Origin of the sequence: Pseudomonas sp. GV071 (assembly GCF_003050835.1) — a bacterium.
In the GTDB taxonomy this organism is placed as follows: Bacteria; Pseudomonadota; Gammaproteobacteria; order Pseudomonadales; family Pseudomonadaceae; genus Aquipseudomonas.
Map to the genome: position 1 here is coordinate 1 of NZ_QAOJ01000016.1, position 14,129 is coordinate 14,129.

The 14,129-nt window shown below is 61.1% G+C and carries 14 protein-coding genes and 1 pseudogene; 10 read left to right on the plus strand and 5 right to left on the minus strand.

The window, feature by feature from the left end:
* Nucleotides 1–258, plus strand: a 258-nt coding sequence (locus C8K61_RS23940; RefSeq protein ID WP_146174273.1) for an OprD family outer membrane porin, incomplete at its 5' end; no start/stop codon positions are given.
* Nucleotides 259–680: 422 nt separating this feature from the next.
* Here C8K61_RS23940 and C8K61_RS23945 read toward each other — a convergent pair.
* The gene (locus tag C8K61_RS23945; protein WP_108098932.1) at nt 681–1,676 is read right to left on the minus strand and encodes a sulfate ABC transporter substrate-binding protein; all 996 of its coding nucleotides are present in this window, start codon (nt 1,674–1,676) and stop codon (nt 681–683) included.
* Nucleotides 1,677–1,925: 249 nt separating this feature from the next.
* Between C8K61_RS23945 and C8K61_RS23950 the strand changes: the two genes are divergently transcribed.
* The 7 genes from C8K61_RS23950 to C8K61_RS23980 all read left to right on the plus strand — a co-directional run bounded on the left by C8K61_RS23950 (nt 1,926) and on the right by C8K61_RS23980 (nt 7,525).
* A complete protein-coding gene (locus tag C8K61_RS23950) occupies nt 1,926–2,564 on the plus strand; it encodes a peroxiredoxin (RefSeq protein ID WP_108098934.1) in 639 nt (212 codons plus the stop codon).
* A gap of 90 nt (nt 2,565–2,654) precedes the next feature.
* Nucleotides 2,655–3,248: an NADPH-dependent FMN reductase gene (gene ssuE / locus C8K61_RS23955; RefSeq protein WP_108098936.1), complete on the plus strand. Its 594-nt coding sequence runs from the start codon at nt 2,655–2,657 to the stop codon at nt 3,246–3,248.
* 205 nt (nt 3,249–3,453) lie between these two features.
* Nucleotides 3,454–4,419 (plus strand): sulfonate ABC transporter substrate-binding protein, encoded by a 966-nt coding sequence (locus tag C8K61_RS23960; protein WP_108098938.1) that lies wholly within the window; start codon nt 3,454–3,456, stop codon nt 4,417–4,419.
* A 65-nt stretch (nt 4,420–4,484) separates the two neighbouring features.
* Nucleotides 4,485–5,633, plus strand: a complete 1,149-nt coding sequence (gene ssuD / locus C8K61_RS23965) for an FMNH2-dependent alkanesulfonate monooxygenase (protein ID WP_108098940.1) — start codon at nt 4,485–4,487, stop codon at nt 5,631–5,633.
* 18 nt (nt 5,634–5,651) lie between these two features.
* Nucleotides 5,652–6,446, plus strand: a complete 795-nt coding sequence (ssuC, locus tag C8K61_RS23970; protein ID WP_108098942.1) for an aliphatic sulfonate ABC transporter permease SsuC — start codon at nt 5,652–5,654, stop codon at nt 6,444–6,446.
* Nucleotides 6,443–7,264, plus strand: coding sequence for an aliphatic sulfonates ABC transporter ATP-binding protein (gene ssuB / locus C8K61_RS23975; protein ID WP_108098944.1), 822 nt, complete (start codon nt 6,443–6,445; stop codon nt 7,262–7,264). The genes ssuC and ssuB overlap by 4 nt, the downstream gene beginning before the upstream one ends.
* A gap of 45 nt (nt 7,265–7,309) precedes the next feature.
* Nucleotides 7,310–7,525, plus strand: coding sequence for a molybdopterin-binding protein (locus C8K61_RS23980; RefSeq protein WP_056842174.1), 216 nt, complete (start codon nt 7,310–7,312; stop codon nt 7,523–7,525).
* An 88-nt stretch (nt 7,526–7,613) separates the two neighbouring features.
* Here the strand turns inward: C8K61_RS23980 and C8K61_RS23985 are convergent.
* Nucleotides 7,614–8,512 (minus strand): annotated as a pseudogene (locus tag C8K61_RS23985) (EAL domain-containing protein); the annotation flags it as partial.
* A gap of 373 nt (nt 8,513–8,885) precedes the next feature.
* Here C8K61_RS23985 and desA point away from each other — a divergent pair.
* Both desA and C8K61_RS23995 read left to right on the plus strand, forming a co-directional pair.
* Complete coding sequence (gene desA / locus C8K61_RS23990; RefSeq protein ID WP_108098945.1) at nt 8,886–10,073, plus strand: delta-9 fatty acid desaturase DesA; 1,188 nt, start codon at nt 8,886–8,888, stop codon at nt 10,071–10,073.
* 113 nt (nt 10,074–10,186) lie between these two features.
* A complete protein-coding gene (locus C8K61_RS23995) occupies nt 10,187–11,170 on the plus strand; it encodes a sensor domain-containing diguanylate cyclase (protein ID WP_108098947.1) in 984 nt (327 codons plus the stop codon).
* 72 nt (nt 11,171–11,242) lie between these two features.
* Here C8K61_RS23995 and aguA read toward each other — a convergent pair whose 3' ends face one another.
* The 3 genes from aguA to C8K61_RS24010 all read right to left on the minus strand — a co-directional run bounded on the left by aguA (nt 11,243) and on the right by C8K61_RS24010 (nt 14,019).
* Nucleotides 11,243–12,337, minus strand: a complete 1,095-nt coding sequence (aguA, locus tag C8K61_RS24000) for an agmatine deiminase (protein WP_108098948.1) — start codon at nt 12,335–12,337, stop codon at nt 11,243–11,245.
* A 40-nt stretch (nt 12,338–12,377) separates the two neighbouring features.
* Nucleotides 12,378–13,256, minus strand: coding sequence for an N-carbamoylputrescine amidase (gene aguB, locus C8K61_RS24005; protein ID WP_108098950.1), 879 nt, complete (start codon nt 13,254–13,256; stop codon nt 12,378–12,380).
* A 121-nt stretch (nt 13,257–13,377) separates the two neighbouring features.
* Nucleotides 13,378–14,019 carry a TetR/AcrR family transcriptional regulator gene (locus C8K61_RS24010; RefSeq protein WP_108098952.1) on the minus strand — a complete coding sequence of 214 codons (642 nt, stop codon included), beginning with the start codon at nt 14,017–14,019 and terminating at the stop codon, nt 13,378–13,380.
* Between the last annotated feature and the right edge of the window lie 110 nt (nt 14,020–14,129).

Consider the following 14,129-nt stretch of genomic DNA (forward strand, 5'->3'; position numbering starts at 1 on the left):
GCCTACGACTTCGCCAAGATCGGTGCTCCGGGCCTGAAAGCCACCATCACCTACCTGAAGGGCGACAACATCGACTCCGTCACCGGCGACCAGTCCGAGTGGGAGCGCGATTTCCGTCTGGATTACGCGATTCAGGAAGGCACCTTCAAAGGTGTGGGTTTCTCCTGGCGTAACGCCGCTCTGCGCAGCACCGTGGCCAACCAGAACGACCAGGACGAGAACCGCCTGATCGTCAGCTACACCCTGCCGCTGTTGTAAGGCGCGCTGGAACGAAAAAGCCGGGCAATTGCCCGGCTTTTTTGTGCCTGCCTGGAACGTCAAAAGCTCGCGGCTGAAGCCGCTCCTACGGACTGCACCTGAGAAGCGCGCTCAGCCGCAAACCCTTTCATTCCCCGCACGCGGGATTGCAGAATTTCGAACGGGCGAGATATCGCGTCCGGCGTGAGAGTCTGGGTCCCAGCCTGCGCTGGGACGACGGCGTTGGCCGTCATTCAGCGAATCACATACTCCCGTCATCCCAGCGCACGCTGGGATCCAGAATGGTCCGGTCAACGTCTGTTGGGCGGCAACAGGTGTCCGCCGTGATCCACGCCTTCACGAGGATGACGCTGCTGGCACCTCGATCTGGGCACATAAAAAGCCCGGCACTGGGCCGGGCTTCGGGTGAGCTGACGAGGCAGTTACTGCCCGTTGTACACCTGATCAAACACCCCGCCATCATTGAAGTGAGTCTTCTGAATCACTGGCCATTCGCCAAAGGTTTTCACCACCGGCAGGAAGTCCACTTTCGGGAAACGATCCGAGTATTCGGCCAGGATCTTGGCGTTGCGTGGGCGCAGGTAGTTGTTGGCGGCGATGCGTTGGGCATCGTCGGACCACAGGTATTTCAGGTACGCCTCGGCTTCTTTGCGGGTGCCTTTTTTGTCGACCACTTTGTCGACCACGGCCACCGGTGGTTCGGCTTCGGCGGAGACGCTCGGGTAGACCACTTCGAAGCTGCCACGGCCGAATTCACGGGCGATCATTTCCGCTTCGTTTTCGAAGGTCACCAGCACGTCGCCGATGTTGTTCTGCATGAAGGTGGTGGTGGCTGCACGGCCGCCGGTATCGAGTACCGGGGCTTGTTTGAACAGCTTGCCGACGAACTCGCGGGCGGCTTTTTCGTCGCCGCCCTGCTTGAGCACGTAGCCCCAGGCCGACAGGTAGGTGTAGCGACCGTTACCGGAGGTTTTCGGGTTGGGCACGACCACTTCGACGCCGCTTTTCAGCAGGTCTGGCCAGTCTTTCAGGCCTTTGGGGTTGCCTTTACGCACGATGAATACGGTGGCGGAGGTGAACGGGGCGCTGTTGTCTGGCAGGCGGGTGGCCCAGTTTTCCGGAATCAGGTTGCCGTTGTCGTGCAGGGCATTGATGTCGGTGGCCATGTTCATGGTGATCACGTCGGCCTGCAGGCCATCGATCACGGCGCGGGCTTGTTTGCTCGAGCCACCGTGGGACATCTGCAAGGTCAGCTCGGGGTTGCCCTCAGCCTGCCAGTGCTTCTGGAACGCGGCGTTGTAGTCCTTGTAGAAGTCGCGCATCACGTCGTAGGAGACGTTCAGCAGGGTGGCGGCCTGGGCGCTGGAGGCCAGGGCCAGGCCGGCGGCCAGCAGGGAGGTGGTGAGCAAACGCTTCATCGAAAAATTCCTTAGTCCAGGATTCATAGACAAAAAGCCCATGGGCAATGAGGGTAACCGGCGAATGATAAAAGCTTGGGTTTATTCTGATAAAGAATAATTGCTTCCTTGCTTATACCGGCAAGCGGCAGCACCGGTTTTCTCTTATATTCCATAAACATATAAATAAATTGTTATTTATTCTTTTTAATTTGAACGCAGCCTGAGCATAGTGAGCCCCACGCACCGACATGCACCAGGAGCTGCACCATGAGCCTCAGACTCGGCGACATCGCCCCCGACTTCGAACAAGACTCTAGCCAAGGCCGCATTCGTTTTCACGAATGGTTGGGCAATAGCTGGGGCGTGCTGTTTTCGCACCCGGCCGACTTTACCCCGGTGTGCACCACCGAGCTCGGTTTCACTGCCAAATTGAAAGACCAGTTCGCCGAGCGCGGCGTCAAGGTTATCGCCCTGTCGGTGGACCCGGTGGACTCGCACCTCAAGTGGATCGACGACATCAACGAAACCCAGAGCACCCTCGTGGGTTTCCCGATCATTGCCGACGCCGACCGTAAGGTATCGGGCCTGTACGACCTGATCCACCCCAACGCCAACGACACCCTGACCGTGCGCTCGTTGTTCGTCATCGACCCGAACAAGAAAGTGCGCCTGACCATTACCTACCCGGCCAGCACCGGGCGCAATTTCCACGAGATTCTGCGGGTGATCGACTCCTTGCAACTGACCGAGAACTACAAAGTCGCCACCCCGGCCAACTGGCAGGACGGTGACGAGGTGGTGATCGTGCCGTCGCTGCGTGACGAAGACGAGATCAAGCAACGTTTCCCCAAAGGCTACCGCGCGGTGAAACCGTACCTGCGCCTGACCTCACAACCCAATCGCTGATCGCCCGTCGTAAGCAGCACATACCTGAGCGCGCTTGAGCCTGGTTGCCACTGGTAGCCAGCAACAGGACGGCAAGGCAAGGAGTAGGCAATGTTAGTGGTTTCGTTGAGCGGCAGTCCGAGCCAGAGATCCCGCAGTGGAATCTTGCTGGAGCGCTCGCAGCGTTGGCTGCAACAGCATGGCGTGGAAGTGGTGAGTTATCGGATTCAGGACTTCAACGCCGAAGAACTGCTCCACGCCCGCTTCGACAGCCCGCAGATCCAAGCCCTGCAGGCTCACGTTGCGGCAGCGGATGGCTTGCTGATTGCCACCCCGGTGTACAAGGCCTCGTTCTCGGGGGCGTTGAAGGTGTTGCTGGATCTGCTGCCTGAGCGGGCCCTGGAGCACAAAGTGCTGTTGCCGTTTTCCACCGGAGGCAGCAGCGCACACATGCTGGCTGTGGATTACGCGCTGCGCCCGGTGCTTACCGCACTGAAAGCCCAGGAAGTGCAGCACGGTGTATTCGCCGATGACAGCCAGATCGCCTACGGCGAAAACGGTGCCGCCGCGCAATTGGCCGTGAGCCTGGAGCAGCGCCTGGAAGACGCGCTGGAGCAGTTCCACAGCGCCCTGGCCCGCCGGCCCAAACCCCTGGATCCGAATGTATTGAATCAGCGGTTGCTGGCGGCGAATTGGAGTATTTGAGGTGTAGCTCCCCTCGCCCGCTTGCGGGAGAGGGGCCGGGGGAGAGGGGCCGTTAAAAGCACCCTCTCCCCAACCCTCTCCCCAAGGGGAGAGGGGGACGATTAACCCGTCTGCTCTACAAAGAGTCGGCACAAAAAAACATCAGCCTTACTCACCCGCCAACGGGCAAGCAGGCGACATCACTTGAACAGCAAAGGAGAGCGCCATGCGCCCAGTAACTTTGCGTCGGAGTCTGGTCGCCCTGTTTGTCGCGGCCACCGCTTTCGGCGCCATCAGCCAAGCACAAGCCGAAACCCTGCGGATCGGTTATCAGAAGTACGGCACCCTGGTGCTGCTCAAAGCCAAAGGCTCGCTGGAAAAGCGCCTCGCCGAACAGGGCGTGGACGTTAAATGGACCGAGTTTCCCGGCGGCCCACAATTGCTGGAAGGCCTGAACGTAGGCTCCGTGGACTTCGGTGTCACCGGCGAAACCCCACCGGTATTTGCCCAGGCCGCTGGCGCCGATCTGCTCTATGTCGCCTATGAGCCGCCAGCACCCCACAGCGAAGCGATCCTGGTGCCGAAAGGTTCGCCGATCAAATCGGTGCAAGAACTCAAAGGCAAAAAAGTGGTGCTCAACAAGGGCTCCAATGTGCACTACCTGTTGGTGCGCGCCCTGGAAGACGCCGGCCTGAAATACAGCGACATCGACGTGGTGTACCTGGCTCCGGCCGATGCCCGTGCCGCGTTCGAACGTGGCAGCGTGGACGCTTGGGTTATCTGGGACCCCTTCCAGGCCGCCGCCGAAAACCAGCTGGGTGCCCACACCCTGCGTGACGGCCAAGGCCTGGTGGACAACCACCAGTTCTACCTCTCCACCAAGCCGTATGCCGAGAAAAACCCGAAAGTCATCGCCACCCTGATCGAAGAAGTTCGCTCAGTCGGCGAAGACTCCAAGGCCGACCCGCAAGCCGTGACCGAACAAGTCGCGCCGCTGCTGGGTCTGTCCAAAGAAATCACCCTGACCGCAGTGAAACGCCAAGGCTACGGCGCCCAGTTCATCACCCCGGCCGTGGTCACTGCGCAGCAGAAGATCGCTGACACCTTCTACCAACTCAAATTGATTCCCAAGCCCTTGAGCATCAAGGACGTGATCTGGACCCCGCCAGCCAAAGTCGCCAGCGCCCAGTAACTAACCAACAGGCAATACCGCCGCTGGCCCCGATGGGGCAGCGGCACTTAAAGGAGACAACTCCCATGAGCTTGAACATTTTCTGGTTTCTTCCCACCCACGGCGACGGTCATTACCTTGGCACCGCTGAGGGCGCTCGCGCGGTCGATCACGGCTACCTGCAACAGATTGCCCAGGCGGCTGACCGCCTCGGTTTTGGTGGCGTGCTGATCCCGACGGGGCGGTCCTGCGAAGATTCCTGGCTGGTGGCGGCATCGCTGATTCCGGTTACCACCCACCTCAAATTTCTCGTCGCGCTGCGCCCCGGCATCATTTCGCCGACCGTTGCTGCGCGTCAGGCGGCGACCCTGGACCGTCTGTCCAATGGCCGCGCGCTGTTCAACCTGGTCACCGGTGGCGACCCCGACGAGCTGGCCGGTGATGGCCTGTTTCTCAGCCACGAAGAGCGCTATGAAGCTTCGGTGGAGTTCACCCGCATCTGGCGCCGTGTGCTGGAAGGCGAAACCGTCGACTACGACGGCAAACATATCAGCGTGAAGGGCGCCAAGCTGCTCTATCCGCCGCTGCAACAACCACGTCCGCCGCTGTATTTCGGTGGTTCCTCAGGGGCTGCACAAGACCTCGCTGCCGAGCAGGTGGAAATGGTCCTGACCTGGGGCGAGCCGCCGGCCGCGGTGGCCGAAAAAATCGCCCAGGTGCGCGAGAAAGCCGCCCAACACGGCCGCACCGTGCGCTTCGGTATTCGCCTGCACGTGATCGTGCGCGAAACCAACGAAGAAGCCTGGGCGGCAGCTGATCGCCTGATCTCCCACGTCGACGACGAGACCATCAAAAAGGCCCAGGCTTCGCTGGCGCGTTTCGATTCGGTTGGCCAACAACGCATGGCCGCCCTGCACGGCGGCAGCAAAGACAATCTCGAAGTCAGCCCCAACCTGTGGGCCGGTGTTGGCCTGGTACGGGGTGGAGCCGGTACGGCGCTGGTCGGCGATGGCCCGACCGTGGCCGCGCGGGTCAAGGAATACGCCGACCTGGGCATCGACACCTTCATCTTCTCCGGCTACCCGCATCTGGAAGAGTCGTACCGTGTCGCGGAGTTGCTCTTCCCGCACCTGGATGTGGCCCGTCCACAACGTCCGGAAGGCGCCAGCTACGTCAGCCCGTTCGGCGAAATGATCGCCAACGACGTGCTGCCCAAAGCAGCGTCGGCGAGCTGATGGCCAGGGGCGAATGAGATGAGCAAACCTATCAACAACCTCGTCAGCCGTGTCGCACCCTTCGTGCTGCCGCTGGCCTTGCTGGCCATCTGGCAGCTGGCGGTGGTCGCCGGTTGGCTGTCGACGCGGATTCTGCCGGCGCCCAGCGCGGTGTTTGATGCTGCCGTGGCGCTGATCAGCAGTGGCGATATCTGGCACCACCTGGCCATCAGCGGCTGGCGCGCCGGCATCGGCTTCCTGATTGGCGGCAGCATCGGCCTGACCCTGGGCTTTATCACCGGCCTGTCGAAGTGGGGCGAGCGCTTCCTCGATAGCACCGTGCAGATGATCCGTAACGTGCCGCACCTGGCGCTGATTCCGCTGGTGATTCTGTGGTTCGGCATCGATGAGTCGGCGAAGATTTTTCTGGTCGCCCTCGGCACCGTGTTCCCGATCTACCTGAACACCTACCACGGCATCCGCAACGTCGACCCGGCGTTGGTGGAAATGGCGCGCAGTTATGGCCTGTCCGGCTTCAGCCTGTTCCGCCAGGTGATTCTGCCGGGCGCCTTGCCCTCGATTCTGGTGGGCGTGCGGTTTGCACTCGGCTTTATGTGGCTGACCCTGATTGTGGCCGAGACCATTTCGGCCAGCTCCGGCATCGGTTACCTGGCAATGAATGCCCGCGAGTTTCTGCAGACCGACGTGGTAGTGGTCGCGATTCTGCTTTACGCCCTGCTGGGCAAACTGGCCGACACCACGGCCCGTGGTCTGGAACGTGTGTGGTTGCGCTGGCACCCCGCCTATCAAGTTAAAAAAGGCGGTGCGGCATGAATGCATTCAATCCTAACGGCGTGGCGCCGCAGCACCTCAAGGGCGGTATACCGCTGGCGGTGCGTGGCCTGCACAAAGCCTTTGGCGAACGCGAGGTGTTGCACAACATCGAGCTGCTGATTCCAGCCGGGCAATTCGTTGCTGTGGTCGGTCGCAGCGGTTGTGGCAAAAGTACGTTGCTGCGTCTGCTCGCTGGCCTCGACACGCCCACCAGCGGCGCCTTACTGGCCGGCTCCGCGCCGCTCAGCGAAGCCCGTGAAGACACCCGCCTGATGTTCCAGGACTCGCGCCTGCTGCCGTGGAAACGGGTGATCGACAACGTCGGTCTGGGCCTTAGTGGCGACTGGCGTGGTCGTGCCCTGGATGCGTTGCAAGCGGTCGGCCTGGCCGAGCGTGCGCAGGAGTGGCCAGCGGCTTTGTCGGGCGGCCAGAAGCAACGTGTGGCACTGGCCCGGGCCCTGATTCACCAGCCGCGTCTGCTGCTGTTGGATGAGCCACTGGGTGCCCTCGATGCCCTGACCCGCATCGAGATGCAGCAACTGATCGAAGGCCTGTGGCAGCAGCATGGTTTCACTGTGCTGTTGGTCACCCATGACGTCAGCGAGGCGGTGGCGATTGCCGACCGCGTGATTCTGATTGAAGACGGCCATGTTGGCCTCGACCTGCCGGTAAACCTGGCCCGCCCACGGCAACGTGGCTCGGCGCGCCTGGCGGCATTGGAAGCGGAAGTACTCAACCGCGTGCTGGAGATTCCCGCCGGCCCGCCACCGCCTGAACCTGTTTCACCCTTGCCTACGCAACTGCGTTGGGCGCTGTAAACACACCTACTGAGCTACACCACTGAGCTACCCAGGAGAAACACCATGACCATTAAAGCGATCAACGTCCGTAACCAGTTCAAAGGCACCATCAAGGAAATCGTGTTGGGCGACGTGCTGTCGGAAATCGACGTGCAAACTGCCTCGGGCATCGTCACTTCGGTGATCACCACCCGTTCGGTGAAAGAACTGGAACTGGGCGTAGGCAGCGAAGTGATTGCCTTCGTTAAGTCCACCGAAGTGTCGATTGCCAAGCTCTAAGCCGTGGCATTGATGTTTGCAGGGAATGGCGGCTAAAGCCGCTCCTACGGATTGTGCGGTGTGTAGGAGCGGCTTTAGCCGCGATGCTTTAAGTTCTGGGCAATAGCTCAGCCGGCTGCGGTTTGCCATACAAATAACCCTGTCCCAACTCACACCCCAGGCCCTGCAGAAAGGCCGCTTGGCTGGCGTCTTCAATGCCTTCGGCTTGCACCTGCAACCCCAGGCTATGACCCAACGCGATCACCGCGCGAGTGAGGGCGGCATCGTTGTGGTCGGCGGGTAGACCGAAAACTCTGGTCCAGCTTCAGCTTGTGCACTGGCATGCGCTTGAGCCGCGCCAGCGACGAATAACCGGTACCAAAATCATCGATGGCCAGGCGTATGCCCAGGGCGCGTAAGCGCTGCATCAGCTGCAGGGCGGCGTCGGTGTCTTCCATCACCGCGCTTTCGGTGATCTCCAGCTCCAGCAGCCCGGCGTCCAGGCCTGTGGTGGCCAGCACCTCGGTGACCAGGCCGTCGAGTTTGCCGTGGCTGAAGATGCGGCTGGAGACGTTCACCGACAGGAACTCCATTACCAGCCCCTGAGCTTGCCAGGTGGTCGAGCTCTTGCTGCGAGGCCTTGAGCAGGCTGATATCAGAGAACACCGCGACGTAATGGCTGATTACGCCCTGTTCATCGTGGATGGCGCGAATGCATTGCCACTGCGGGTAGATTTCACCGTTCTTGCGCCGGTTCCAGATCTCGCCGCTCCAGCTGCCGTTGTGCGCGAGCTCGTACCACATGCGTTGGTAGAGGGCACGATCATGACGACCGGACTTCAGCAATTGCGGCGAGCGGCCGATGATCTCGTCGAGCGTGTAGCCAGTGATGCGGGTGAAGGCCGGGTTGAGGTGGCTGATGCGCATTTGTGCGTCGGTCACCAACACGCCTTCCTGGGTCGCATCGAACACCGCAGCGGCCTGGCGCAGGTTGCTGACGTGCTCGCGCAGGGTGTTTACGGCGGTCAACCGGCGACGTTCCTTGAGGCGCAGGGCGGCGAACAGAATCAGCCCGGTAACCATTACGAACATCAGCCCCTTGATCGTACTCAGGTGCTCGAACGTGCCGAGGTTGGCGCTGAGTTGGCCCAGTAGCCAGTCGCTGAAGGCCACCCACAGGCCGGCGAGCAGGAGGTAGATCAGGGTAGGACGCAGCGCTCTCATGCAGTAAACGGCCTTCGATTGATTGCCAGCCGTGAGGATTGGCCAGAAATTGAACATATTTTGATCTAACAGCAGGGTGGTTTTCTCACCCTGCTTAGAGATAATGCCCACGCCTGCGGTTTGCGCCGGGCGTTCACTATCCGAGGTGGCTCCATCTATGTGGTACAACGGTTTTCTCGACCTGTCGGCCTGGCAGGTACTGGCGGTCACCCTGCTGATGACTCACGTGACCATCGTCTCCGTGACCGTGTATCTGCATCGCTATTCCGCGCACCGTTCGTTGGAACTGCATCCTGCCCTTAAGCACTTCTTCCGTTTCTGGCTGTGGATGACCACCGGCCAGAACACCCGTGAATGGACCGCCATTCACCGTAAACACCACGCCAAATGCGAAACCGCAGACGATCCCCACAGCCCGGTGATCAAAGGTTTGTCCACCGTGCTGCGCAAGGGCGCGGAATTGTATCGCGCTGAAGCGGAAAACCCAGAAACCCTGCGCATTTATGGCAAGAACTGCCCGGAAGACTGGATCGAGCGCAAGCTCTACTCGCGCTTCCCACTGGGCGGTATTGCGATCATGGCGGTGATTGACCTGGCGCTGTTCGGTGCGCTGGGTATCACCGTCTGGGCCGTACAGATGATGTGGATTCCGGTGTGGGCCGCCGGCGTCATCAATGGCCTGGGCCATGCCGTTGGCTACCGCAACTTCGAATGCCGCGACGCCGCCACCAACCTGGTGCCGTGGGGCATCCTGATCGGCGGTGAAGAGCTGCACAACAACCACCACACCTACCCCAACTCGGCCAAGCTGTCGGTGCGCAAGTGGGAGTTCGACATGGGCTGGGCGTGGATCCAGCTGTTCAGCTTCTTGCGCCTGGCCAAGGTGCAACGTGTGGCGCCTATCGCTCACCGGGTATCGGGCAAGGGCTATCTGGACATGGACACGGCCATGGCCATCCTCAACAACCGCTTCCAGATCATGGCGCAGTACCGCAAGGCCGTGATTGCGCCGCTGGTGAAGCTGGAGCTGGCCAGGGCCGATGCCTCGGTACGGGCCAAATTCCACAGTGCCAAGCGCCTGCTGTCGCGTGAGACCAGCCTGTTGGAAGAGCGTCACCACTTGCGTATTCAGGCCATGCTCGAACAGAGCCAGGCGCTGAAAGTGATCTACGAAAAACGCCTGGCCTTGCAACACATCTGGGTGAAAACCAGCAGCAACGGCCACGACATGCTCGAAGCGATGAAAGTCTGGGTACACGAGGCCGAGGCCAGCGGTATTCAGTCGCTGCGGGATTTCGCCGAGCACCTGAAAACCTACTCGCTGCGCCCGGCTGGCGCCCTGTAGGACGCCGCTCAGCGCGCTCAAGCCCGCCGTTCGGCGGGCTTTTTTCTGTGTCAGGGATTGGCACCTTATGCTGCGCGAATTGTCGTAGTTTCGTTACTAGAAAAGGACATCTAATGGACGAACATTCCCTTCTCACACCTCCGCTTTCGCCGGAGCTGGAAGAACTGACCCTCGCGCTGTTGCACAGCCGTGGCGAGGTCGAGCGCCTGCGTGAGCGTGAACACCTGTTCAGTTCGCTGTTGGATAGCGTCAACACGGTGCTCTGGGCCTTCGACTGGGATGCGCAACGAATCATCTACGTCAGCCCCGCCTATGAGCGGGTATTCGGCCGCAACGCCGGGCTGCTGCTGGCCGACTACGGCGAGTGGCTCAATTGCATCTACCCCGATGACGTCGAACATGCCGCCGCGAGCTTCGCCGAAGTGTTGGTCAAAGGCGCCGTGGAAGACCGCGAATACCGCATTCTGCGTGCCGACGGCCAACTGCGCTGGCTCAGCGACAAGTGCTTTATCAGCCGCCAGGCCGAGGCCGGCAAACCGCTGATTGTGGTCGGCATCGCTGAAGACATCACCGACAAGAAACACCTGGAAGGCGAGCTGCACCGTCTGGCCACCACCGACGTGCTGACCCAGAGCAGCAACCGCCGCTACTTCTTTGAATGTGCCCACACCGAATTCCAGCAAGCGACTCAGGAAGAGGCGCCGTTGGCTTTTCTGCTGTTGGATGTGGATAACTTCAAACACATCAACGACACCTACGGCCACCAGATGGGCGACGTGGTGCTGCAGCGCATTGCCCAGTGCGGCAGTGCCGCGTTGCGTCGGGGAGACTTGTTCGGTCGCATCGGTGGCGAAGAATTCGCCGCCTTGTTTCCCTGCTGTACCGAGGAGCTGGCGCTACAGATTGCCGAGCGGCTACAGCGGGAAATTCAGCGGTTGGTGTTCAGCTGCAATGGCACCACCTTTGGGGTGACGGTGAGCCAGGGGCTGACCAGCCTGACCTCTGTGGACGTCACGCTGGATACCCTGTTTGCCCGGGCGGATGCGGCGATGTATGACGCTAAGCGCCAGGGTAAGAATCGGATTATTCGGGCGTAGATTCGCGTAATTGAAACCCTCTCCCCAGCCCCTCTCCCGCTTGCGGGAGAGGGGCTGGGGAGAGGGCAGTGTTTACGCCGGCTGCTGTTGCGTGATGCAGTGAATATTACCACCGCCCAACAAAATCTCCCGCCCCGGCACCATCACCACTTCATGCTCGGGGAACAGGCGCTGCAGAATTGCTTTGGCTTCGGCGTCTTTCGGGTCGTCGAAACTCGGGGCGATGATGCCGCCGTTGACGATCAGGAAGTTGACGTAGGAGCCGGCCAGACGAATCGACGGGTCTCGCTCCTGAGTACCGGCCACCAGGTCGACCCCGGCGCACTCTTCGTCGGTCGCATACAGCGGCCCTGGAATCGGCATCTTGTGCACCACCAATTGCCGGCCTTTGGCGTCTTTCACGCTTTCCAGCACGCGCATGGCCGCCTGACAGCGTGGGTAGTTGGGGTTCTGTTGATCGTCGGTCCAGGCCAGCAACACTTCGCCCGGGCGCACGTAGCAGCAGAAGTTATCCACATGGCCGTCGGTCTCATCGTTGAACAGGCCGTCCGGCAGCCAGATCACGGTGTCGATGGCCAGATGCTCGCCCAGCACCGCTTCGATCTCTTCGCGGCTCAGGTGCGGGTTGCGGTTGCGGTTGAGCAGGCACTCTTCGGTGGTGATCACCGTGCCTTCGCCATCGACGTGGATGGAGCCGCCCTCCAGCACAAAACCTTCGGTGCGGTAGCGGTCACGGCGCTCGATTTCGAGGATCTTGCTGGCCACCTGGTCGTCGCGCATCCACGGCGAATACAGGCCGCCATCGAAGCCGCCCCAGGCGTTGAAGCCCCAGTCCACACCACGGATCTCGCCCGCTGCGTTGCGCACAAAGGTCGGGCCGGTGTCGCGTACCCAGGCATCGTCGGTGGTGATTTCCACCACGCGGATATTGTCGGAGTCCAGGCGTGCGCGGGCGTTTTCATACTGCTCGGCGCTGACGCAGACGGTCACCGGCTCAAAGCGCGCGATGGCCTTGGCCACGGCGGTGAACGCCGCTTGCGCCGGCTTGCCGCCCAAGCGCCAGTTGTCCGGACGCTGCGGCCAGACCATCCAGGTCTGGCTGTGGGGTGCCCACTCGGCAGGCATTGAGAAGCCGTCGGCGCGGGGGGTGGTGTTGAGTGTGGTCATTAGCGAGTCCCGGTAGCGGTGGTTCTTTGTGGGAGAGGTGTCAGGATTCGAGGGCACCGTCGAGGGTTTTGATCGGGCCATACAGGTTTGGCCGACGATCACGGAAGCTGCCCCAGGCGCTGCGAATGTGTTCCAGCTGATCGAGGTCGAAAGTATGCACCAGGATGCCTTCTTCGGTTTCGTTCAGCTCCTGCACTTTTTCGCCGAATTGGTTGGCGATGAACGACGAGCCGTAGAAGGTGATGTCGTAGCCGTCCTGGGCTTCGTTGCCGATGCGGTTGGAGGCAATCAGCGGCATCAGGTTGGCGCCGGCGTGGCCTTGTTGCACGCGCTGCCAGTGGTCACGGGAGCTGATGGTTTTGTCGTGCGGCTCGCTGCCAATGGCGGTGGGGTAGAACAGGATTTCCGCGCCGAGCAGCGCCATGCTGCGGGCGCACTCGGGGAACCACTGGTCCCAGCAGATGCCCACGCCGATCTTGGCGTAGCGGGTGTTCCACACCTTGAAGCCGGTGTCGCCAGGGTTGAAGTAGTACTTCTCGTGGTAGCCCGGGCCGTCCGGAATGTGGCTTTTGCGGTACACACCGAGGTTGCTGCCGTCGGCATCGATGATGGCGATGCTGTTGAAACGCGCGCGACCAGCCAGCTCGAAGTAGCTGATCGGTAGGACCACGTTCAGCTCTTTGGCCAGTTGCTGGAAGTGCGCGATGGCGGCGTTGGTCTCGGTCGGCGTGGCCAGTTGCAGGTACTCGGGATTGGGCTTCTGGCAGAAGTACGGGGTCTCGAACAATTCCTGAATCAGAATGATCTGTGCGCCTTTGGCGGCGGCTTCGCGCACCAGTTTTTCAGCGGTGGCGATGTTCGCCGCGCGGTTCCAGGAACAAGCCATCTGCGTGGCGGCGACGGTAACGGTACGAGACATGAAGCACCTCTTTTGTTGTAGGCAGGAGCAGGTGCGACTTTATAGTCGATAAAAATCCGACTTAGAAGGTGATTTTTACTATCAACGACAATTTATCGATAAAAACACAGATAAGTATCGGCTATTTGACGGGTGTTTCCCGCTTTGGCAGGAAGGCGGGCAGGTACAGACCCAGATAAACATCGAACACGCGCATGCCTTCCTCGGCCAGGCGCTCGGTGATTTCGCCGTGCTGCTGCACCGAGCGCGCGTACACGCGGTCGCTGAGCTCCAGGGCCAGGGCAAACACGTCGAGCTCTTCCGGCAGGGCAGGCAACGGGAAGTGGCGGTCGAACAGTTCGTGCAGCAGGCGACCAAGTTCGATGTCGTGCTGGCGGTCGGCCTGGGTCACTTCGCTCAGGCCATGCTGGGCGAGGATCAGTTGGCGGGCGGCGGCATCGCTGGTGTAGATATCCAGCATGCGTTGTTCGACCAGGCGCGACAGGTCGCGCCAATGCTTGAGGCTGGCGTGGTCGATGGGCAATTGGAGGGCGGCGCGAAAAGCGGCGTGAACGTCAGCGGTGAGCGCTTCGAGAATCGACGGCACGCTGGCGAAGAAGTGGTACACGGAGGAGGGCGGCATCTGCGCACGGTCGGCGACACTGTAAATCGACAGGCCGGCGACCCCTTCTTCAGCGAGCAAGGCGCGGGCAGCATCGACAATCGCGAGGATACGCGCCTGGCTGCTGGCGCGGGGTTTGCGGGCGGTGGCGGGACGCTGCATGGGGCTCTCCTTGGTGGAGGCGCTATTGGACGTCACTCGCTGCGCTAGCCGCAAGTAGATCAAAAGCATCGCGGCTGAAGCCCCTCCCACATCCCTTGTGGGAGGGGCTT